Consider the following 22942-nt stretch of genomic DNA (forward strand, 5'->3'; position numbering starts at 1 on the left):
AAAAACTATATGATATTTACAATTCCATTTACTATGTGCTAAACTACTATTGTCCATAACGGGCACACCTCCTTGTATTATAGTTCTGGTCGGCAAACCTACTATAATTTTACAATGGAGGTTTTTTATTTTCTACTCACCGCTGAAAGCTTTTTAGAACCACCCGCGTAGCAGGTGGTATTCCAAATACAAATAAAGAACTAGTAGTATAGATACTACTAGTTCTTTATGATCATAAATTAATTTTCATTTGACTTATTATATTCATCAGATAGTTGTTGTAATATTGGTTTTTGAGGAGTTATCCAACATTTGCATATAGCTAATTCTGTAAGTGCTGTATGTCCTGCAACCATTTGTCCTAATCCATTAGAATAAATCATTCTTAATTCTGGATTACTACTTGTTAATGTTGCATTTAAATACATTTCTGATCCTTCTTTTGCTGCTGTAAGCATAGTCATAGAGATAATATCATTATTTATATCTTTCTTTTCTTTTATTAAATTAGAAATTATATTAGACATTTATTGTTCCTCCTTTGATATTATATCTTTATTTTCTTTAATAAAACCTTTAAGTGCTTTTATTCTTCCTTCTGCGGCTAATACACTTGCTTCTGCTTGTCTTTTAAGATCTTCATCTGTTATTAATAAATTTATAGCTTTTTGAGCTATAACTGAATCATTTTCCATCTTTAATATACCGGTTAAAGATAGAACCTCTACTTGAGAAATTTTTTTCATACTTATATCCTCCATACATAATATATTTTACAGTTTTATATTATGTAAATTTTAATGCAAATAAACTTCCAATTTATACAATATTTTATACTAGTAATCCAAATACTTTAGAAGTAAAATAGAAATTTTAATGTATAATGATAAAATTTTCACTATTACTATTTTGCAGTTAAATACTTATTAGATATTTTTTTATATATGAATTTTTATTATACGAAAATATAATAAAAAAGGATGAATTATTCAATCCATCCTTTTTATTATAAATATTATTTAATTATTTTTTGTTCAGTGAAAGTATTTCTATTATCTATATTTTCACTAAAGCTCTTTACTTTTGAATTTGATAAATTTCCAGTAGTTTCTTTATTTTTTTTATTTTTACCCATATTTATCACCTTCCTTTTCATTAGTATAATGCTATTAGATAATACTATAATTTACTATTTAATGATTATTTTTATAGTATTTCTTTTTTATAGATTTTTTAAATAAACTTACTTTATGTAACTTGTTATTATTTTTTAACTTTTAATTTAGCAATACACATTAGTAGCTTTTTATAAATCTCTTCATAAAAATTTTCATATACTTTAAATTCATATTCTATATACTAGCTATTAACTACCTCTCCACCATTAATATGTATTGTTTCTCCTGTTATAAATGAAGCACCTTCACTAGCTAAAAATACATATGATTCAGCTAACTCTACAGGTTGAGCAGGTCTTTTCAAAGGCACCTTAGATCCAAATTTTTGATAATCACTCTTTTTAAATGAAGCTGGTATTAAAGGTGTCCACACCGGACCTGGTGCAACAGCATTTACACGTATCCCCATATCTGCTAAGTTTAATGCTAGACTCCTTGTAAAAGAAGTTAATGCACCTTTTGTTGATGAGTAATCAATTAGTGTTTTGTTTCCATGATATGCTGTAATTGAAGTTGTATTTATAATACAATTTCCCTCTTTCATATATGGTAAAACAGCCTTAGTCATATAAAATGCTGAAAAAATATTAGTTTTAAAAGTTCTTATCAACTGTTCAGAAGTAATTTGTATTATAGAATCAGCAGCATGTTGTTCTGCTGCATTATTAACGAGTATGTCAACAGTTCCAAACTTTTCTATAGTTTTTTTTACAACTTCTTCGCAAAAATCTTCTTCTCCTAGATCACCTTCTATAGTTATTCCTTCGCAGTTCTCTGCTTTGATTAATTCTAAAGTTTTATTAGCATCTTTGGATTCATTTAAATATACTATTACAATTTTAGCTCCTTCTCTTGCAAAAGCTAAACTAACAGCCCTACCAATACCACTATCTCCACCTGTAATTATAGCTACTTTATTTTTTAATCTTTTCCCATCATTTATGTAGCTGTTTAGAGAGTATATAGGTAATGGATTCATATTTTCTTCTATACCAGGCTGAGTCAATTCATCTTGGTTACTAAAATCATTAGGAAATTCATTTTTTATCATAAAGATCACCTCAATAAAAATAAGTTACTTTATTATTTTGTCTTATATGTGATTTAATATTCATAACTAAGTTGCTCTAATTTTCTTTATTAAAACATAAGTCTATATTAAATAATATCTAGTATATATACTTATTAATAAGAAAAAAATCTACGTGAGTTCACATAGATTTTCATTTTTTATAAATGTTCTATCATTTATTATTCTGAAATAACTTTATTAAACAATCCTATTCTATCTAATATACTTCCCATAATTATGAATATAATTGAACTAGAAACACCTTGTACTATATCTAAACTAGCTGCTGAAAATCCTAAAAACATATTACCAACAAATATACCATTTACAATAGAGTATCCTATGTAAGTTATAAAGATAGCTAATATTGAAGCTATTATATTTCTTTTACATAATATTTTTTCACTTTTATTTGTAAATGCTAATACTAGCAAAGGTTTTATCATCATAGTTGGAATAACCCAAACTACTGCACCTGATAGAAAGTCTGATAATCCCCCTCCTATAATTGCTGTCATTATAGCATATCGTTTTGGTAAAAATACTGCTGCTAGAAAAATAAAAACATCTCCTAAGTGAATATATCCTCCATTTAATCCTGTTGGTATATGTAAAAAGAATGTTGTCATAATAACAATAAATGCAGTGAATAAAGCTGTTTTTATTAATACTTTTATATTATAATTCATCTAATAAAACCTCCTTTAGAATACCTTCAAATTGAATTCCATATCTAGGATCTGTTGAAACATTTATTGTTTTATCAAGAGCTTTTGAAATAAATTTAGAAGCTTTTTTAATAGCTACTTTTATATTAAATCCTTTTAAAATATATCCGGTTATTAATGAAGTAAATATATCACCTGTTCCGCTATAAGAGCAATTATAATATGGGGATTTTTCTAAATGAAACTCATCTGTATCTTTACTATATAGTATATTAAAGATACTATTATCTACTATAACTCCTGTTATTACTACATAGCTAGGACCAAGTTTTGAAAGAGATTTAGCTATAGACTTTACTTTATTTATATCTATATTATCTATGTTAATTTCTTTAAAATTATTTTCTGCTAATATTATAGCTTCTGTTATATTTGGAGTTATTATATCGGCCATACATACTAATTCTTTAATTTTATTACATAGCGCTACTGTATATGTATTATATATATCCCCATTATCCCCCATTACTGGATCAACTATAACTATAGCTTTATTGTTGAATCTTATTAATTTCTCTATCATCTCTATTTGCTCCTCAGAGCCTAAAAAACCTGTATATATTGCATCAAAATGTTCATTACTTCTTTGCCAGATTTCTAATGTATCTTTCATACTATCACTCAAATCATAAAATGAAAATTCATCAAATCCTGTCTGATTTGATAATACAGCTGTAGGTAATGGACACGCTTCTATATTTAAAACTGAAAACAGAGGCAGTGCAACTGCTAAAGAACATTTTCCTATTCCTGATAAATCATTTATTATGGCTACTCTCTTTTGTCTGTTCATTTTAATCTTCTCCTATAAAATATTTATTACCTATGTTATCATAACATTTAGATATTTCATAATGTATCGGTACATTATTTCGTATCATATGTTACTGAAATTCTATTATAAATCTTATATAATAAAATAAATTAACAAAACTTAGGAGGAATTTATTATGAGTTGTGGATGTTCATCTTTAGGAAATGATGGAAAGGCAGTTGCTGATTTAGTTAGAGGCAAAGGATTTGAAAATATGCCAACAAAAATTAATCATACTATAGTTTGTTCATGTGGTGATACTTTTGTTATGGATAAATTAGTATGTAAATGTCCTAAATGTAATATGACTTATGCTGTAACACCTTGTAGTTCAGATAATAAAGAAAATATAAAAGCTTGCGGAATTGATTATTAATAAAAATAACCTGTATAAATACAGGTTATTTTTTATTATAATTTAGCAATAACTCTTCTTTTTTTATTTTTGATTTTATGACGGATAAATATAATAATTATTATTAAAAGTACTATTATATTTGAATATTTCTTTAATAATATAGTTATTAATTCAAAATTATCTCCTAAAAAATAACCTATAAGAATCAAGACTGTATTCCAAAAAGCAATTCCAATAGATGAGTATGCTATAAATGTTAAGTAATTTAATTTTTGTGCTCCAGCAAGTATAGAAACATACGTTCTTGTTATTGGAACAACTCTAGCTATAAGTACAGCTATTTTTCCATATATATTAAACCATCTATTCAAAGAATTAATTACTCTTCTAGTTTTAGGAAATTTCAGTTTGCTATAATTTAATAACGGCCCTCCTCCAATAAATCCTACAAAATAACATATGGTTGATCCTATTATTCCTGCTAAAATTGAAGTTATAACAACTAATAAATAGTTTAATTCACCTTTATAAACTAACATACCTATTAAAGGTAATAATATCTCACTTGACATAGGAAAACATGCATATTCTAAAGCTACAACTATTAATATCCCAATATATCCCATAGATTCTGTAAATGTTATTAACCAATCTATAATTTCACTCATTTATTATTCACACACCTTACTAGTTATATATTTAAATAATACTCAATAAAATGTGCTTTTATTACGAAAAAGAACCAGTAGTATTGATTCTTCTCATGATAAATAATTATTCAATTGAAATGCTAGATATCTTATTAGTTTTATCTTTTTCATTTAAATTCGTGGTATATGTTTTATTTACTATATTATAAGTCTTATTTTCAGTTATCTTTTCATTAGATTTATTAAAATATGCTATACTACCACAATTAGACTCTAACCTCGTACGGGTTTCTATTATTTCTTTATTGTTGATATTAATTTTACAATATGATATTCCATATAAACTGTTATTTACATATCCAGCCCAGATATTTTCACCTACTGAATCTAATGTTCCAATTACAGAAATTTCTTTATCATCATATCTTTTATAATTATAATTTAATTTATTAAATTTTACTATTTCTAATGATAATAAATTTGTATCATTTATTTTAGAATATGAGTTATTATTAAATTCAGTTATTTTTATTTTATTCCAATTATTATAATTACCAGAAACACTTGTATCCTTATTATTTACATGAATTATTAAATTTGAAATACAAATTCCAAACAATATTGCCAAAATTATTATTATTAATGTTTTTGTTATATTATTTTTCATTCTCGTCACCCTTTATTTCAGCTTATAAATATATATTTTCCATAAATTATATATTTATTCTTTTATAATAAAATATATATTACATTTATTTCTATTTATAGAAGGAATTATTAAAAAAGTGTAGAATTAAATTAATATACAAAAGAGAAGTTATTGGGTCATTACAAAAAGAAAGGGTTGATATTATGAATATCATTGAAATGAAAAAAATTTGTAACAAAAGAAACTGTGTTGAAAGAGTTATTTATACTCATCTGGTGGAAGAGAAAAATATTACTGACTTACTAATCAATTTTTTAAATTATTGCAAAGTAAAAAATCTTAACTCTTTAAAAAGTCTTGATTCTGATTCATTTAGTATCATATCTACTTACGCAATATACACAGAAGTACTAAGTAAATACGTAAGAAGAGAAAATGTTATTTACCAAAATATGAAACAAATACTGAATATGCTTGATACTAGCAAAGATAGTATCAGAGATTTTATTAATGGTACTTTAGAAGAAGAAAAGCTAATTAGCAATTTAAATAAATTTATTTGTTTTGCAGGAATATCGGATAAATTTAATGCTGAATTTTTAAAATATTGTAAAGATAATATAACTAATCTTAATTATATTTTAGAAGAGTCAAAGTAAATTTATAAGAGGGTATACTTTTGTATACCCTCTTTTATTATTATTTTCACTATTAATTTTTATATAATATGTGAATTATTTTAATTAAATTTTAACAATAGAATATAATTAGGTATATTCTATTGTTTTTGTTAAAATATCCTAGTAATATATACATTGAAATACCTAATATATTAATAAGTATATAATTCGGTGGTGTATAATGCTTCCGAATTTTTATTTTGCCTATACTGAAGGGAAGTGTAAATATAAAAAAGTTAAAGTTAATAGTTATTATTTTATTCTTAATTTCATCAGTTTTATTATACAAACTATACTTATATGAAATTGATAAAGTAGAATCTGAAAATAAAACTATCAGTATTAAAAATAGCATTAAATTATTAGAAGAAAAAAGAGGTAACCCAGAAGTCTTTTTAGTAAATAAAGATACTCTTCTTAATGAATCTTATAAACCATCTGATATAGTAGAAAGCAAATTACCGTTTTTATCATACATAACCACTACTAAATTAAATAAAAATGTTGCTATTAAAGCCCATGAGATGTTTGATGCTGCTAAAAAAGATGGAATTTATTTAATGGGAGCATCTGGATTTAGAGCACATAATGTACAAGTTATTCTTTTTAATTCTAATGTAAAGAAAAAAGGTATTACTGAAACTTTAAAGTACTCGGCTCCTCCTGGTGCAAGTGAGCATGAAACTGGATTTTCAATGGATATAGTAAGTACAGAATTTGAAGATTTAAATTTTAAGTTTGAAACCACAAAGTCTTTTAAATGGCTTATAAATAACTGTTATAAGTATGGATTTATATTAAGATATCCAAAAGATAAAGTTTCAATAACAAAATATGCATACGAACCTTGGCATTATAGATATGTTGGGAAAATTGCTGCTGAAGATATAATGAAAAACAATTTATGTCTGGAAGAATATTTATCTAAATTAGATGATGAAATTACTTCTTTAAAAAATAAATTAAATAACAAAGGATAAGAGTGATATTAATGAGTAAGCATTCGAAAAAATATTTAACATCTAGAAATTTTATCTTTTCATTTGGAATTATAATTATTTTAGGATTATCATTTTATGGAATTTATAATATATTCTATAAAAATAAAACCAAAAACTTTGAAGTTAAGCTTAATAAAAATGAAAAACTATATACGATAACTTCTGTAGGGAATATGATGACTCATGATGCACAAATTGCAGGTGCAAAAAGAGATGATGGTACTTATAGTTTCGATAAAAGCTTTGAATATGTGAAAAATTATATAAAAGATTCAAATTTAAGTATAGGAGTATTTGAAGGAAATGTTAACGGTGGGAAACCTGAAGGATATCCTACCTTTAATTCCCCAAATGAATTCTTAGAAGCTTTGAAAAATACAGGCTTTGATGTAATAAATTATGCATCTAATCATGTAATTGATCAAGGTACGAAAGGATTAAAAAGTACTATGAAAAAAAGTACTAATGATGGATTAATTAATCTTGGAGTAAAAGTTAATAAAGATGATAAAAACTATATAATTTATGATATTGATGGACATAAAGTTGGATTATTTGCTTATACTTATAGGACTGGTGCAAATTCTATAAATAGTATTCGAATACCAAATGAAATAAAACCACTAGTAAATTCATTCAGTTATGATGATCTTCCTAGTCTTTACAAAAGTATTCAGTCATCTATAGATGATATGAAAAAAGAAGGAGTTGAGTTTATTATAGGTTCTTTCCATTGGGGTGATGAGTACAGTACTAAAGTTAATAAGTCACAAAAGGAAATTGCAAATAAGATGAATGAAATGGGTGTAGATATCGTACTTGGAAGCCACCCTCATGTTATTGAACCATATGAAATAATTACAAATAACAATCACTCAACATTTGTAATATATTCACAAGGTAACTTCTTATCAAATCAATGTTATGAAGAAATTAAAAACTCTCTAACTGAAGATGGTCTATTAATTAGATTTACATTAGGATTAAAGAAAAATAAATTATATTTAGATAAGTATACAATTATTCCAACTTGGGTATACAGAAGACCTAAAGGAAATGGTCTATATACCCACATGATTGTTCCTGTCGAAGCTGCTATAAAAGATAAGACTAAATTTAATCTTCCTGATAATGCTTATATTAGAGCTGAGCGTTCTCTTAATAGTACAAAAGATATTTTAGGAAATGATTTCGTTGGTACTAAATCATTTCCTAATTAAACATAAAAAAGACCATATAATATGGTCTTTTTTATGTTTAATTAGCCTTACTATCATTTTTATTAAAGTAATATAATGCTAAACTACATCCTATTGAAGCTGCCATAATAAATATAAATAATTCCATAATAATATTATCTCCTAAAAATTAATACTTTTTAATAATTATATGTGTCATAATTTTTATTATGTTTATTTTTTATTGTATTTAGGAAACCAATTAATATGAAAGTGGTTCATGTAAATTCTAGTGGTATATTACGTAATAAAACCTACTCTTGTTAAAATAAGATTACGTTCTCAGCCTAATTAAATAATAAAAGGAACCATCCATAATGGATACATCAAGCTAAACTGGATGTAGTTTTATTCACTAAATTTTAAGCTTTTATATGTTATTTAATTCCTGTGCTACCAAAGCCTCCCCTACTATCATTTCCAAAGCTATCTTTTTCATTAATTATTAATTCTGGCATAGCTTTATTTATTTTCATTTGACATACTCTATCATATAAAGCAATTTCTCCATCTCTTAATGCATAACAAGGATAATAGTATATATCCTTATCTCCTATATAAGTATCATCTCCTACTCCATAGTGATTAGTTTGAATCAATCCATAATTTTTAAAAGTGGAACTTCTAGGTACAATATTAATTTCATACCCTTTTGGTTGATTTAAAGATATTCCTAAGCATAGCATCATAGAATCTCCTTCTTTATACTTTAAAACTCCATCTTTAAAATCTTCTTCTGTTAATTTTATTCCATTTTTCTTTCCACCAATAATCACTCTAAGGTCTATCCAATTCCCTTTATCTATTTTCTCTAATTTAGGCATATTCTTATCATGATAAATTATATCTAAATTAATTGGCTTGTTTAATTCTTCTTGTATCATCTCTCTGATTATTTCCTTATTTATCATATGTATCCATCCCCTTTAAATTGTAGATATATTATATTATAACTTGATTATATAATTGTTATCAAATATAAGTTTTTAATAATTGTAATTTATTTTTCTTATTTAATAATTATTTACTACTATTTCTTTTAAGCTATTATATCAAATATTAAAATAAAAGAGCCTAATAGGCTCTTTTATTAATTATTAAATTCTATTAGTTGATAAATTATTTTTTACTCTTTATACTACATGACTCTTACAGGTATTATTGCGTCTAATATACCAATTATTAAAGCTGCTATTAATGCTCCTATTATAGATGAACTCATATGTGGAACTAAAAATTGTGTTAAATATATTATTATAGCTGCTACAATAAATCCTTTTATGCCTTTTCCAAAAGGTGATGCATCAACACCCATAAATAACTCTATTACATAATCTACAATACTGATTATAACTGCTGCTAATACAACTGACCAAAATCCATCAATAGTGAATCCTGGTGTTAAAAATGCTGTTACTCCTAAAACAATAGTAAATAAAATTAATCTTACAATCCACTTAAAAAAATGATTTGTGTTTGTGTGATTTTTTTCTTCTACTTTACTGTGTCCCATTTAAATTCCTCCTTAGATAAAGTTTTATTATCATATATATTTTTCTCTACTAATAAAAAAATATACTATGGAATAATTGATAACTTATGCAGTAAACTAGATAATTTTCCGCTTCAAATCATTGTAATATTTATATTTTTTAATTTTATCAACTTACTACTTTATTTTTATAAATATTATAAAAACCCCACTTAAAATGTTATTTTAAGTGGGGTTAATTCGTTAGCAAAGTCTTTGTTCAAATATATTATCAAGATTAAGCTTTTTAATTTTACCTTTTATTTCGTTGATATCTATAGTATATAATCCTTGTTCTTTCATTCTCTTAAAATATTCAGAACCTGCAAATGTATATCTATTCTTTCTACCTTCTCTACTATTTGATTTTTCATTTGCAAATGCAATTATATCTCCTATTGCTAGACTTCTTGGCATTATTAAGAGTGGCATACCCATAACTTGTCTTACAGCATTATGACCTGCTAAACTTCCGGTACATATGGCTTCTGTATGACCAACAAAAAGCCCTGATTTTTCTCCTCCACATAATAGATTCGAAACACCATCTACTCTCATATCATTACTTCTAGGAGCTACAGAAAGATATCTAATAGAATTGCCTTTGCTTCCAGCATAAGGATCAACATATTTTGCTTTCTCTAATCCTTTTATTTTTCTAAGTTTTTTTAATGGATAATAAGTAGTCATTAATTTAGCATGCCCAGTGTCTAAAAGTATAATATTCTCTGCAAATTCTTTTAAAGCATATTGCTGGCAAACCTTACTATTTAATTTATCATAATTTATATCTTCTTGAGGTACTTTTAATATAACTACACCTATCTTATCTAATTGATTTCTTATATCTTCCGATAAACTTTCTTTAGCTAACTTGCAAGACCCTGAAAAAGCTCCTAATTCATCTCCATTTCTTTCTCCTTGAATATCACAAACATTACATCTTTCACTCACACTAATCCTTGGACCAAAGGCTGGACATCTTAATACGCACATAGAACATCCATTACCATATCTTAGACAATTTCCCATAGGCCCTGTCGAACCTGTTGTCTCTACAAATACATCACCTTTAATATAAGTATCATCTGCTAATATTATTCCTTTAATTTTTCCATCATCAAAATCTACATCTTTAACGCGTGTTTCAGTAAATATTTCTATTCCCATCTCTTCTACATATTCTCTTACAGCGCCTTCAATTACATTAACATCATAAAGGCTTGCATGTTTATGTCCTGGAAAATCTATATTTCTATGTCTTGAGTATTTATCAGTTAAATTTATTAAATCACCGGCACCTAAAGCTATTAGCTCTTCTGAAGCTGTATATCGTCCGTTATTTCTCATAATTCCACCAACATTTCCAAGTCCAAGTAGGAGATCAGTTTTTTCAAATACAATAACTTCTGCACCTGCTTTTTTTGCAGTTATAGCTGCTGCAACACCAGACCATCCTCCACCTATAATAACTACTCTCATATTAATCTCCTTTCTTCAAATATACTTCTAGGATCTGTTTGAACTTTACAGAATCTTTTGACCTTATGTCCTTTATATCTAGCTGTACAAGCTCCGCAAACCCCTTCTCCACAACACATTTTAAAGTTATTACAACATGATAATAAAATATCACTTCTCCCTAAACAATCTAAAAACTCTATTACTTTTAAAGTTAAAATATCAGCTCCTGCTATATGAATATAAGTTGTTCCATTATCTATACTATCTCTAATTAGATTTTTACACTCATTAGATAATTCTCCTTTATCTAATAAATTCAACTCATAATTTTTTGTATTATATTTCAAAATAAAATCACTTATAAAACTCTTATCAAAATTACTATAATCTAAACAAAGTTCAACTTCACAATTTTGTAATCTTAATTTTCTTACAACTGGAACCATAGGTGCAATGCCCATTCCTTTACTTAGAACTAGACATTTGCTTTCTTTTTGTTTTTCTATATCTTTAATTCCAAAGATTCCATTCCAATAAGGACCTCTTATATCAATTGTATCTCCTTCTTTAAAGTTTAATAATTTTTTTGTTTTTATTCCTCTAATCTCTATTGCTAATGAAATAATATTCTTATCAACATCAGATTCTAAAATTGAAATTGGTATATCAAAATATATATCTTTATCAGGACATAAGAAAATATAACTTCCTGGATTTATTAGATCTAAAGCTAGTTTATGAATTACTTCTAACTTAATTACTAGTAATTCATCATCGTAATTATTAATATTTATTATTTTACAATTATATCTTCCTCTTCCTTCTTTTGCTTTCATTCCATTATTAAAGAATTCTTGATATATACAAACACCTTTCCAATTAGAACAATCACAAAAACATTTCCCATGCATTTGTGAACAAATTATACACTCTCCCATCTCTGCTAACTTACAAGGGCAGAATTCACTTCCCGCATCAATACAATCTGTTGCTTCTCTAATCATTATTACTCCTTAAAAATTACTCCTTATATTAGAATATTGTTATTACTTTAATTTGTTAACACTTTTCTTTATCATTATAAAGTTAATAAAAAAAGAGATTATATCTTTTTTTATTTAGATATAATCTCTTTTTATTATTGTATTCCTAGTATATTTATAAAATCTACACTAGTTATTTCTTTATAAGAAGTTAATGGATGCTCCATCTTTTTTATATTATTTTCTTGGACTTTGAATGCGCCAATAATCTCTCCCTCTTTAATATCTAAATATGGCTTAAAAACATCTATTTCATATTGAGTACCATCCTGTGTAAAGGCATTTATTACTCTTTCATCTTTTACTAGAGAGCCTAATACTGGATTACCTTCTCCAAGTACTAATTGTTTAGTAGTATCAGAATTAAACGCATATCTATCTTTTATATAGTTAAATATTTTTTCTGTTTGATTCCATCTATCTGGACAATTTAGTACAACTATTATTATATCCTTACTATCACAATTAACAGATGATACTAAGCATTTTCCAGCACCGCCTGTGTATCCTGTTTTTACACCATTTGCTCCTGGAATTTTCCAAAGTATTTTGTTTATATTATTATAATCTCTCGTAAAATTATATTTTTCTTTTTTAATCTCTTTAGTTCCAACTATTTCTCTAAATACATCATATTCCATTGCCTTTGATGTAAGTATTGCTAAATCATATGCTGATGAATAATGTTCTTCTTTATCTAGACCATGAGGCGTTTGAAAGTGAGAATCTATTATTCCTATACTTTTTGCAAAATGATTCATTATATCTGAAAATCCTTCAACTGACCCCCCTATTCCTTCCGCAATCGTAATAGCTGCATCATTTCCAGACCTATACATTAAGCCATAAAGGAGTTCTCTCAATGTAATCTTTTCCTCAGCCTTATAACCAACTTTAGATCCTCTAACTGCTGCTGCATTTTTTGATACTTCAAATACTTTATCTAAATCACTATTCTTTATAGCAACTAATGCTGTCAATATCTTAGTAGTACTTGCCATTGGAACTACCTCATATGCATTTTGTTCAAAAAGGATTTGACCACTTTCTTTTTCTATTGCAATAGCATTACGTGCTGAAACCTTTAACTTATCATTATTAGAAGCAAATGCTTGAATTGATATCATATTAAATATTAAACAAAGTATAAATATAAAGCTCATATATTTTTTAAGCTTTTCCATAAAATCACCTCGCTATTATTTTGCAATAAACTCTTATGAATATGCAGTTTACTGTATAGTATATTTTTCCTAATTCTTGAACATAATATTAGTATTGTATGGAGGGTAAAAATGAAAATATTAATTTTATTATTATCTATTATATTTATAATCTTTTTGATTCCACTTCCTATTAAGGTTAGTATTTTCTATTCTAATAAAGATTATTATATAAAGTTATATAAATATGAAATAATCTCTAAGGGAAATAGAGATAAAACACATAAATTTATGAAAAATATGTATTCATTTGCTAACACTTGTAGAACTTCTAAGTTTAAAGAGAAATTTAGTAATATAATTTTTTCTAAAAACTTTTTTAAAATAATAGTTTTTAAATTAAAAAAAAATAAATATAAACCTAAGATTAAACTTAATGGTTATTTAAATTATTCTCTAGGGGATTCAGGTGACACTGCATTATTTTATGGTGTTATTTCTTCCTTCGCTCCATTTCTTTATAGGTTCTTATGTTTATTTTTCAAAGTAAAAAAATCAAACTTATCAATAGAGCCCATATTTAAAGATTCCAAATTTATTAATTTAAACTATAAAAGTATAATATTTATTTCTTTAGGGCAAATTATTTATATATGCATTATATTTATAAAATCAATCTTAAAATCTAAGGAGGTGTCCCTTTTAAGGGAAAATTATGACTAGAGAACATCCAATTGAAAATTTAATGAAAAGTACTATGGAAAATATAAGAGACATGGTTGATGTTAATACTATTATTGGAGATGCTGTAGAAACTAGAGATGGAACATATATAATTCCAATATCAAAAGTTTCCTTTGGATTTGCATCTGGTGGAAGTGAATTTGATTCACATAACAAAGTTTCATCAGATCTTCAGGCAGAATATCCTTTTGGCGGTGGATCTGGAGCTGGAGTTTCAGTAAAACCTGTTGCTTTTCTTGTAGTTAGAGAAAATTGTGTTAGACTTTTACCTGTTGAACAAGATAATACATATGATAGAATTGTTGATACAGTTCCTCAAGTAATAGAAATGTTAAAAGATGCTTTTAACAGTACTATAGGAAATAAGAAATGTGGAAATAATAGCCATCATTCCGAGCTTAATTCTACACCTAGTGTAGATGATATTGATTTTACATCAAACTATGATGGTCATGATGTAAAATAAAATAAAAACCATTGCTACTTATTTTGTAGCAATGGTTTTTATTTATCTGTCGTATCAATTACAACTTCTTCCATTAATTCATCTTCTATATCTTCAAATAGATCTAATGATGGTAATTCATCTAATCCAGCTAGTCCAAATTGTCTTAAAAACTCATCTGTTGTTCCATAAAGAATTGGCCTTCCGGGAACTTCAAGTCTTCCTACTTCTGCAATAAGTTCTCTTTCAATTAACTTCTGTATTGCACTATCCGATTTAACACCTCTAATTTCATCAATATCAACTCTAGTTATAGGTTGCTTATATGCTATTATAGCTAAGCTCTCTAATGATGCTTGACTTAAAGATTGTCTTCTATTTTTTTTAAGTAACTTTTGAATATAATCACTATATTCATTTTTGGTTACTAATTGATAAGCCCCATTTAGAACAATAAGTTTTATTCCTCTGTTAGATACCTCATAGTCTAGCATCATTTCACCTAAAATTTCTTCAGTATATTTAGGAGTAATCTCTAAATTAACAGCTATCTCTCTTAAAGATAATGGCTCTCCACTTACAAATAATAATGCCTCAATTATTGCTTTTATTGGCTCTTTTCTAGAGGCTTCTTTAAATTCAAACTGATTTATATTAACTGTTTCCATCTTCATCACATCCTTTAATAATTATGTCTCCAAAACTTGATGTCTGATAAACTTTTACTTTTCTTTGTTTTATAAGCTCTAATAAGGCTAAAAATGTTACAACACATTCTAACTTACATTCGCATTCATTCATAATAGTATTGAATTCTTGTACACTTCTATTTTCTAATATTTTAAGTAAATAATCATACTTATCTTCAATTTTATATAAATCTGATCTTATATTTCTTTGTATGACATTATTTTTGTTCTGTTTATTAATATAATTTTCAAGTATTTTATTATAAAGATTATATAGATCTATCAAAGATATATTTCTAAATATATCTTCATTACTTATTGTAGATTCTTTTATCTCTTCAATTATCTCAGGTTTTTTTGAATAAGAAATCCCACTATTTAATGATATTGACTTAAAATATTCTGTAGAAGCTTTAATTTTTCTATATAGAATTAATTTTTCAACAAGTCTCTTTTCTATATCTTCTTCATTTTCTTCCTCTACTTTAGCTTTAGGTAAAAGACTCTTTGATTTAATTTCTATTAATGTAGCTGCAATAACTATAAATTCTGATGTTATTTCTAGATCCATTTCTTTCATAGTATCTAAGTGTTCTAGATATTGATTTGTTATCTTAAATATTTCAATATTATATATATTCATCTTATTTTTCTTTATAAGATGTAAAAGCAAATCAAATGGACCTTCAAAATCGGCTACCTTTATCTTAGGTAATTCCATGTTTTCTCCACCCTTCAAGCAAAATAACATTATAATTATACACTAAATAGAGTGTTTTTTAAATGAAATTTTAAAGGAACCATACAATCTGTATGGTTCCTTATAACAATTTTATTCATCTTTTTTAGGTAAAATATTTTTAACTTTAAATTTAAATTTTTCTATTATGTTTGGCTTTTTGATATCTCTATCTGTGTATATATCTACTTCACCAATTTTATCTTCTCCGATATATACTTCACACTTACCTACTATATCTCCTGCACTATATTTATCTTTTATTTCATCAATTTTAATTTTCTTTTCAATGTTACCTTGTTTACCCTTTTCTAGTACGGCAACTAAATCTTCCTTAGCTTTTGCTATGAAATATTTATCTGTTTTTTCACCCATAGTAACATTCCCTAATTCTTCATCTTTAGATACTACCTTTTTACCTGCGAACTTAGAGAATCCATAATTTAATAGTATACTTGCATCCCTATTCCTTATCTTGTAAGTAGGTGCTCCCATTATTACAGAAAGCATTCTAACTCCGTCTCTTGTTGCTGTAGCTGATATACAATATTTTGCTTCTGATGTATATCCTGTTTTTAAACCATCGCATCCTTTAAAGAATCTTACAAGCTTATTATGGTTAACAAGCTCTATTGGACTTTTTCTTCCTTCAGATATTGTTTCCATATATGTACCTGTATATTTAAATATTTTTTCATGTTTCAATAATTCCATTGACATTAATGAAATATCTTTCGCTGTTGATAAATGTCCTTCCGCTGGAAGACCATTACAATTTTTAAAAGTTGTATTTTTCATACCTAACTCTTGTGCTCTTTTATTCATTAATTCAACAAAACTTTCTTCTGATCCAGCTAAATACTCCGCCATAGCTACAGAAGCATCATTTCCTGATGCAATAGCAATTCCTTTAAATATATCCTCTACAGACCTTATTTCACCTGTATCAAGTAACATTGTGCTACCACCCATTTTTTTAGCATTTTCGCTACATGTTATCTTGTCATCAAGTTTTATTTTCCCACTATCTACTGCTTCTATTGCAAGTAACATAGTCATTATTTTAGTTACAGAAGCTGGAGCGAATTTTTCTTCAGCATTTTTTTCGTATATTATTTTTCCAGTCTTTGGCTCCATCAATAATGCTGATTTTGCCTCTATTTTCATTCCACCTTCTTCTTCACTTTTTGCAAATGCACTGACAGATGATAATGGTAACATGAATACTAATAATACTATACTTACTACTCTCATTAGTTCTTTATATATTTTTTTCATATTCTTATCCTCCTCTCAAAGTTATTGTTACCATTTAAAGAAACTTTAACACTAGTTATTTCTTATATAATTTGTATTTAAAATCCAATGCTTTTGTTTTTTTTACAATAAAAAAAGAAGCTAAACAAATAGTTGTTTAACTTCTTTAAAATTATTTATTTTACTATATCATATATTAGAGGTAAATCCTCACATTTTGATTCTTCAATAACTATATTTTCAATCAAATCTTTTCTTGCTGTTTCTCCTTTATCCAAATCATTTGAATATACATAAGCAATTATATCTCCCTTAGTTACCTCATCTCCACGTTTTTTATTAAGCTTAATTCCAACAGCTAAATCTATCTTACTTTCTTTAGTTGCCCTTCCAGCACCTAAATTCATAGCAATAATACCTAATTTTTCAGCATGTATTTTATTTACATACCCATCCTTTTCAGATTTTACTTCAATTACATATTTCGCTTTAGGGAATTTACTTATATCATCAACATATGATTCATCTCCGCCTTGAGCTTTAACAAATTCTTTTAACTTCTTAAGTGCTCTACCATTTTCTATATTTTCCATAAGTAATGCTCTTCCCTCTTCTATAGTATTAACCTTTCCTGAAAGAATAAGCATATTACTTCCTAATGTTAGTGTTAAGTCTAAAAGATCACTAGGTCCATTTCCTTTTAAAAGATCTATAGCCTCAATTACTTCCAAAGCATTTCCTATTGCAAAACCAAGTGGTTGATCCATATCTGATATAATTGCAATTGTCTTTCTTCCAACATTATTACCTATATCAACCATTTCTCTAGCAAGCTCTTTAGCATCATCTGGAGTTTTCATAAATGCTCCATCTCCAACTTTTACATCAAGAACTATAGCATCTGATCCGGATGCTATTTTTTTACTCATTATGCTGGATGCAATAAGTGACATATTATCAACTGTTGCTGTAACATCTCGTAAGGCATAAATTTTCTTATCTGCTGGAGCTAGATGACCTGTTTGTGCTGCTAATGCAATATTAAAATTATTCACATTATCTATAAATTGTTGTTGATCAAGCTCTACTGAAAATCCTTTGAATGCTTCTAATTTATCAATAGTTCCTCCAGTGTGTCCAAGTCCTCTTCCAGACATTTTAGCAACTGGAACATCACAGCTAGCAACAAGTGGTGCTAAACATATTGAAGTTTTGTCACCTACTCCGCCAGTTGAGTGCTTATCAACTTTTATTCCTTTAATATTAGATAAATCTAACTTATCCCCTGAATTTACCATTGCCATTGTTAAATCAGCAGTTTCTCTTTTATTCATTTTATTAAAGAAAATTGCCATCAAAAGAGCTGATGCCTGATAATCAGGAATTTCTTTATTTGTATATCCTTGAACGAAAAATTCAATCTCATCTTTTGTTAATTCTAATCCTTTTCTTTTTTTCAAAATTATATCATACATTCTCATACTAATTCCTCCTTGGTTATACCTTATATATAATATAACCTAATTTAAATTTTCAGATATAAACATAATTCGTTTATATCTGAAAATTTTATAGATTATACATTAACTCTTTTATTACCATTTATAAATTTTATTTATAATTTAGACTATTAAATTTATGTATTCTAGCAATTTCTTATTAAAATTAATCTAAATTATAGCTTTTAATAAAATTTTATATACTATCAAATATCAAAATTTTTTCTTTACTAATAAAGCCTGCAAGTGGATTTTATAATAATTCAAACCCACTATACAGCCTTATAAGTATTATTAAATTTATCGTTTTCTAAATCTAAATAAATATTTATCTCTTTAAGTTTTTCTACCACTATACTATCTAGTACTACTAGATCTGACCTTCTCATAATGACCCTCCTATCAAAAACTATTTTCTAATCTTTTGTTATATAAAATAGTTATGCCCTAGGATGTGCATTCTTATATACTAAATTAATTTTATCACTATTAATTATCTCATAATAAGTATCCATATAAGTTAATACTTGATTACCCAATAATTTTTGCACAGCTCTAACATTCGCACCATTTTGTAGCATATGCACAGCAAATGAATGTCTGAATGTATTTAGATTAACATCTTTTTTTATTCCAGCTTTATGAGAGTACTCTTTAACAATTCTCCATATTCCTTGTCTAGTTAATCCTTTACCATTTAAATTAACAAATAATTTATTAACACCACTTTCAGCAACTTCATCTCTAACTAAAATATATTCTTCAAGAGCTCTAGTTGCACTTCTTCCTATTGGAATTAATCTTTCATAATGTTTATTGTCAGTACATTTTACAAAAGAAAGATCCAAATTTATATCCTCAACATCTAATGAAATAAGTTCAGATACTTTCATTCCAGTTGCATACATAAGTTCAAGTAACGCATTATCTCTAATACCTTTAACTCCATTTTTTTCTACAGATTTTATAATCCTGTCAACCTCTTCAACAGTAAGAATTTGAGGTAACTTTTTGCTAGTTCTACTACTCTTATAAGTTATTTTAGGAATATCACTTATTTTTCCTTTTGTTTTTAAAAATCCATAAAAGCTTCTTAAACTTATTACTATTCTATTTATTGATCGTTCTGACTTACCTCCATCTAAAAGATTTTGAATATATCCTGTAATAGCTACATTATCTGTTGTGTAAAGCTCCATATCCTTAACCTTAAGGAATTTTATAAAAAGATTTACATCAGTAACATATGCATATACGGTATTTTCACTTTTTTCATTGTTTAGTAAGTACTCCTTATAACTCTCTATAATTTCTAACATTCTTCTCTCCTACACCATTGCTAATTATATATATTCGACAATTTTTTCTATTTTCCTTCTATTTTTCTTTAGATCACTTATTTTTTATAGATAAAATTTAGTTACTACAAATTTAATAATATTAGGACATATATAAGTTTCTACAACTATACCTATGACAACAACACATAATAATATTATTAAAATGTTGATGCCTCCTTTATTTAAAATTAAATTTCTTATTGGTGTTTTTCTAATAAATTTCTCCTTAAATTTTGTTGTTGAAATACTAAGTGCCATTATGCTAAGTGCAATAATACTAGGAATGTAAATAATATTTTGTGGTATGATAGAACTTAACGCAATTCCTAAACCTTGTCCATCAAAAGTAGTTAATAAAAATGTAAAAGTATATCCTATTGTAAAACCTTTAATTAGATCTAGAGCTAATATTATAGGACTCCCAAAGAATGTAAAGCTAAATATAATTATTGGTACTATTAAAAGTATATTCTTCTTAACAACTTCTAATAACAAAATTCCATAATCTATTGGTTTTTTTCCCATACTATTTATAAAACTTGTATAATAACTAGTTAAATCTTGTCTATCTGTAGGATTCATGCTTTTTACTGCATAAACACCAAGTACGATTCCAACACAGAAAAATAATAGTACTAACAAATAATATAACTTCTGTTCTTCAAATGCATTACCTATTTTTTTAACCAAAGCTTTCATCTTTCTATCCTCCTAAAGTTGTTATAAATAATATTATGATATTAATTATAAATTTATTCTTACAACTTAAGGATAAATATGTAAATATATTAAAAAGAAGCAATTTAAAATAAAAAATTGCTTCTTTTTAATAATTTTATAGATACATGAAAGCTGATATAGTTTTTGTATCTATAATTCTTCCATCTTTAATCATTTCTTTTATTTCTTTTATTTTATATGGTTTAGCTTCAATAAATTCGTCATCATCTCCACCTTTTACCCCTTTATAAAGGTTTGTAGCCTTATATATGTGTATTTGCTCATCAGTAAAACCAGCACCCGTTGCAATAGTTCCTAAATACTCTATATCCTCTGATTTATATCCTGTTTCCTCTTCAAGTTCTCTATATGCACAAACCTTAGGGTCTTCACCTTTTTCTAATTTTCCTGCCGGAATTTCTAATAAAATTTTATTTAATGCTACTCTAAACTGCTCTACTAGCAACACTGTTTCATCATCTAGAAATGCAAGTACTGCTGATGCTCCCGGATGTCTTATAACATCTCTATTGCCCTTATTCCCATCTGGTAATTCAACATCTATACTAACAAATTTAAGAAAATTACCTTCATACTTTAGTTCTTCTTTTATTATCTTTTCATTTAAATCCATCTTACTACTCCTTCCAATCTATTACATACAATTATTATATACATTTTTGTTTTTATTTACAATTCATACTAATTGTATTGTAATAAATAAAGAATTAATTTGTCGTGCTTTGTGAAGGGTTATTTGAACTAGTTGATTCTTGTGATGAATCAGAATTAAATAATCCTTTAACCCAATTTACAAATTTAGTGAATATACCTTCATCTTCTGTAGATTGTGTATTATTATTTTCACCGCTTTGTTGGATTTCATTATTTGTTCCAGTAACTACTGTACTATCACCTAATGCTTCATTATTAGTTTGATTCAATATTCCAGTATCCTCAGCTTTATTTTCTACTTTTTCTTTAGCACCACTAAAGAATTCTTTGATATTACTCCATAGGTTTTGGAAAAATCCTGAATCTTTAATAGCTTGTCCTGAACTTTCCAATACATCTTGGATATTCTTACCTATCTCATTTAATGTATTTTTCATTTCATCATAATTATATCCTTGCTTACCTATATCAACCATAAGATTACTTAGTTCTTTTTCTTGTTCTGGAGTAAGTTTTATATTGTAATTATTAGTTACATTATTTATTATATTATTTACTGTATTTGGAGTCTCTGCTTTATCCTTTATAACTTGTGTTTTTACATCATTAACTACAGCTGCTGCCTTTTCTTGTCCAATATTTGAATCATTTGCAAGATTACCTGTAGTAACTAATTCCTTATTAGCTAATTCTTTTTTTTCTGAATCTAATTTATTTCCTGTTGAATCTTCAAATCCTTTTAATATTCCTGTTAATGCACCAGTACCTGAAACTTGGAACGGTGCTGCTGCTATTACATTAGCATCATTTATTCCTGCTGTTACTAAAGTATTTGATATCATAGAAGCTGTTACCCAAGTAAGATTTACAGTTTTTACATTTATTCCTGAACCTGCCTTTGTAGGTTGTACATATGAGCATGATATAGTTTTATTCCCTATTTCAGCTGCACTTGCAATCCCTTTTAAAGCTTCTCTTTCTTCTTTATTGTTTACATTTATTAACTGATATGTTCCTTCTTTAGCATTAAAATACTTAAGCATATCATTTTTTTGCTCTTGAGTTAAATTTGCACCAAGTGTTATTACATTGAATTGATCTGCAAAAGCAAATGTATTACTGCTTATTGCTATTATTGTTGTTAATGCTATTATAGAAAATATTTTTTTAGCCTTCATTTATTTTCTCTCCATTCTATTTTTGTAGTTAAAGTATATAATACAAAACTTATTAACCTTTTATACTCTAACTATACTATTAATTTC

Annotated in this window: 26 protein-coding genes; 6 read left to right on the top strand and 20 right to left on the bottom strand. The window is 26.5% G+C overall.

All coding sequences use genetic code 11. The features are described from left to right. Positions 1–239: 239 nt before the first annotated feature. From K5V21_RS18335 to K5V21_RS18355, 5 genes are all read right to left on the bottom strand, one after another. Positions 240–527 (bottom strand): spore coat protein, encoded by a 288-nt coding sequence (locus K5V21_RS18335; RefSeq protein WP_204596283.1) that lies wholly within the window; start codon positions 525–527, stop codon positions 240–242. After that, on the bottom strand, positions 528–746 hold the full coding sequence (locus K5V21_RS18340) for a hypothetical protein (protein WP_221862497.1): 219 nt from the start codon (positions 744–746) through the stop codon (positions 528–530). 613 nt (positions 747–1359) lie between these two features. Continuing rightward, the gene (locus K5V21_RS18345; protein WP_221862500.1) at positions 1360–2229 is read right to left on the bottom strand and encodes a glucose 1-dehydrogenase; all 870 of its coding nucleotides are present in this window, start codon (positions 2227–2229) and stop codon (positions 1360–1362) included. Between the two features lie 200 nt (positions 2230–2429). Then, positions 2430–2939, bottom strand: a complete 510-nt coding sequence (locus K5V21_RS18350) for a TIGR04002 family protein (RefSeq protein WP_221862502.1) — start codon at positions 2937–2939, stop codon at positions 2430–2432. Beyond that, complete coding sequence (locus tag K5V21_RS18355) at positions 2929–3771, bottom strand: pyridoxamine kinase (protein ID WP_221862504.1); 843 nt, start codon at positions 3769–3771, stop codon at positions 2929–2931. Before K5V21_RS18355 ends, K5V21_RS18350 begins: the two co-directional genes overlap by 11 nt. A gap of 157 nt (positions 3772–3928) precedes the next feature. Between K5V21_RS18355 and K5V21_RS18360 the strand changes: the two genes are divergently transcribed. Continuing rightward, positions 3929–4168 carry a hypothetical protein gene (locus K5V21_RS18360; protein WP_221862506.1) on the top strand — a complete coding sequence of 80 codons (240 nt, stop codon included), beginning with the start codon at positions 3929–3931 and terminating at the stop codon, positions 4166–4168. A 35-nt stretch (positions 4169–4203) separates the two neighbouring features. Here the strand turns inward: K5V21_RS18360 and K5V21_RS18365 are convergent, their stop codons facing one another. Together K5V21_RS18365 and K5V21_RS18370 are read right to left on the bottom strand one after the other, a co-directional pair. Continuing rightward, positions 4204–4818, bottom strand: a complete 615-nt coding sequence (locus tag K5V21_RS18365; RefSeq protein ID WP_221862508.1) for a DedA family protein — start codon at positions 4816–4818, stop codon at positions 4204–4206. 106 nt (positions 4819–4924) lie between these two features. After that, positions 4925–5467, bottom strand: a complete 543-nt coding sequence (locus K5V21_RS18370; RefSeq protein ID WP_221862510.1) for a hypothetical protein — start codon at positions 5465–5467, stop codon at positions 4925–4927. 185 nt (positions 5468–5652) lie between these two features. Between K5V21_RS18370 and K5V21_RS18375 the strand changes: the two genes are divergently transcribed. From K5V21_RS18375 to K5V21_RS18385, 3 genes are all read left to right on the top strand, one after another. After that, on the top strand, positions 5653–6108 hold the full coding sequence (locus K5V21_RS18375; protein WP_204596275.1) for a hypothetical protein: 456 nt from the start codon (positions 5653–5655) through the stop codon (positions 6106–6108). Between the two features lie 221 nt (positions 6109–6329). Continuing rightward, positions 6330–7109 carry a M15 family metallopeptidase gene (locus K5V21_RS18380; RefSeq protein WP_221862512.1) on the top strand — a complete coding sequence of 260 codons (780 nt, stop codon included), beginning with the start codon at positions 6330–6332 and terminating at the stop codon, positions 7107–7109. Positions 7110–7120: 11 nt separating this feature from the next. Continuing rightward, the gene (locus K5V21_RS18385; protein WP_221862514.1) at positions 7121–8350 is read left to right on the top strand and encodes a CapA family protein; all 1230 of its coding nucleotides are present in this window, start codon (positions 7121–7123) and stop codon (positions 8348–8350) included. 395 nt (positions 8351–8745) lie between these two features. On the opposite strand, the gene K5V21_RS18390 is transcribed toward K5V21_RS18385, so the two are convergent. The 5 genes from K5V21_RS18390 to K5V21_RS18410 all read right to left on the bottom strand — a co-directional run bounded on the left by K5V21_RS18390 (position 8746) and on the right by K5V21_RS18410 (position 13590). Then, positions 8746–9279, bottom strand: coding sequence for a deoxyuridine 5'-triphosphate nucleotidohydrolase (locus K5V21_RS18390; protein WP_243425094.1), 534 nt, complete (start codon positions 9277–9279; stop codon positions 8746–8748). A gap of 227 nt (positions 9280–9506) precedes the next feature. Further along, positions 9507–9881, bottom strand: coding sequence for a phage holin family protein (locus K5V21_RS18395; RefSeq protein ID WP_221862516.1), 375 nt, complete (start codon positions 9879–9881; stop codon positions 9507–9509). Between the two features lie 222 nt (positions 9882–10103). After that, positions 10104–11381, bottom strand: coding sequence for an FAD-dependent oxidoreductase (locus K5V21_RS18400; protein ID WP_221862518.1), 1278 nt, complete (start codon positions 11379–11381; stop codon positions 10104–10106). After that, positions 11378–12367 (bottom strand): sulfide/dihydroorotate dehydrogenase-like FAD/NAD-binding protein, encoded by a 990-nt coding sequence (locus tag K5V21_RS18405; protein WP_221862520.1) that lies wholly within the window; start codon positions 12365–12367, stop codon positions 11378–11380. Before K5V21_RS18405 ends, K5V21_RS18400 begins: the two co-directional genes overlap by 4 nt. A 134-nt stretch (positions 12368–12501) precedes the next feature. Continuing rightward, positions 12502–13590 carry a D-alanyl-D-alanine carboxypeptidase family protein gene (locus K5V21_RS18410; RefSeq protein WP_221862522.1) on the bottom strand — a complete coding sequence of 363 codons (1089 nt, stop codon included), beginning with the start codon at positions 13588–13590 and terminating at the stop codon, positions 12502–12504. A 279-nt stretch (positions 13591–13869) separates the two neighbouring features. Here K5V21_RS18410 and K5V21_RS19780 point away from each other — a divergent pair, with 279 nt between their 5' ends. After that, positions 13870–14292: a DUF2953 domain-containing protein gene (locus K5V21_RS19780; protein WP_407927737.1), complete on the top strand. Its 423-nt coding sequence runs from the start codon at positions 13870–13872 to the stop codon at positions 14290–14292. Then, positions 14285–14779, top strand: a complete 495-nt coding sequence (gene ytfJ / locus K5V21_RS18420) for a GerW family sporulation protein (protein WP_221862525.1) — start codon at positions 14285–14287, stop codon at positions 14777–14779. The genes K5V21_RS19780 and ytfJ overlap by 8 nt, the downstream gene beginning before the upstream one ends. 38 nt (positions 14780–14817) lie before the next feature. Here the strand turns inward: ytfJ and scpB are convergent, their stop codons facing one another. The 8 genes from scpB to K5V21_RS18460 all read right to left on the bottom strand — a co-directional run bounded on the left by scpB (position 14818) and on the right by K5V21_RS18460 (position 22855). Next, positions 14818–15426, bottom strand: a complete 609-nt coding sequence (gene scpB, locus K5V21_RS18425; protein ID WP_204596009.1) for an SMC-Scp complex subunit ScpB — start codon at positions 15424–15426, stop codon at positions 14818–14820. Further along, positions 15413–16168 (bottom strand): segregation/condensation protein A, encoded by a 756-nt coding sequence (locus K5V21_RS18430; RefSeq protein ID WP_204596008.1) that lies wholly within the window; start codon positions 16166–16168, stop codon positions 15413–15415. The genes scpB and K5V21_RS18430 overlap by 14 nt, the downstream gene beginning before the upstream one ends. A 111-nt stretch (positions 16169–16279) precedes the next feature. Beyond that, positions 16280–17407, bottom strand: coding sequence for a D-alanyl-D-alanine carboxypeptidase family protein (locus tag K5V21_RS18435; protein WP_245000780.1), 1128 nt, complete (start codon positions 17405–17407; stop codon positions 16280–16282). Positions 17408–17619: 212 nt separating this feature from the next. Beyond that, positions 17620–18924: a pyrimidine-nucleoside phosphorylase gene (locus K5V21_RS18440; RefSeq protein ID WP_221862529.1), complete on the bottom strand. Its 1305-nt coding sequence runs from the start codon at positions 18922–18924 to the stop codon at positions 17620–17622. A 458-nt stretch (positions 18925–19382) separates the two neighbouring features. Then, on the bottom strand, positions 19383–20261 hold the full coding sequence (locus K5V21_RS18445) for a tyrosine-type recombinase/integrase (RefSeq protein WP_204596005.1): 879 nt from the start codon (positions 20259–20261) through the stop codon (positions 19383–19385). 84 nt (positions 20262–20345) lie between these two features. Continuing rightward, a complete protein-coding gene (gene spoIIM / locus K5V21_RS18450) occupies positions 20346–20981 on the bottom strand; it encodes a stage II sporulation protein M (protein ID WP_204596004.1) in 636 nt (211 codons plus the stop codon). 136 nt (positions 20982–21117) lie between these two features. Next, positions 21118–21636 (bottom strand): NUDIX hydrolase, encoded by a 519-nt coding sequence (locus K5V21_RS18455; protein ID WP_221862531.1) that lies wholly within the window; start codon positions 21634–21636, stop codon positions 21118–21120. A 94-nt stretch (positions 21637–21730) separates the two neighbouring features. Then, positions 21731–22855 (bottom strand): DUF1002 domain-containing protein, encoded by a 1125-nt coding sequence (locus K5V21_RS18460; protein ID WP_221862533.1) that lies wholly within the window; start codon positions 22853–22855, stop codon positions 21731–21733. Between the last annotated feature and the right edge of the window lie 87 nt (positions 22856–22942).

The sequence above is a fragment of the Clostridium sardiniense genome (assembly GCF_019753795.1).
GTDB lineage: Bacteria > Bacillota > Clostridia > Clostridiales > Clostridiaceae > Clostridium > Clostridium sardiniense.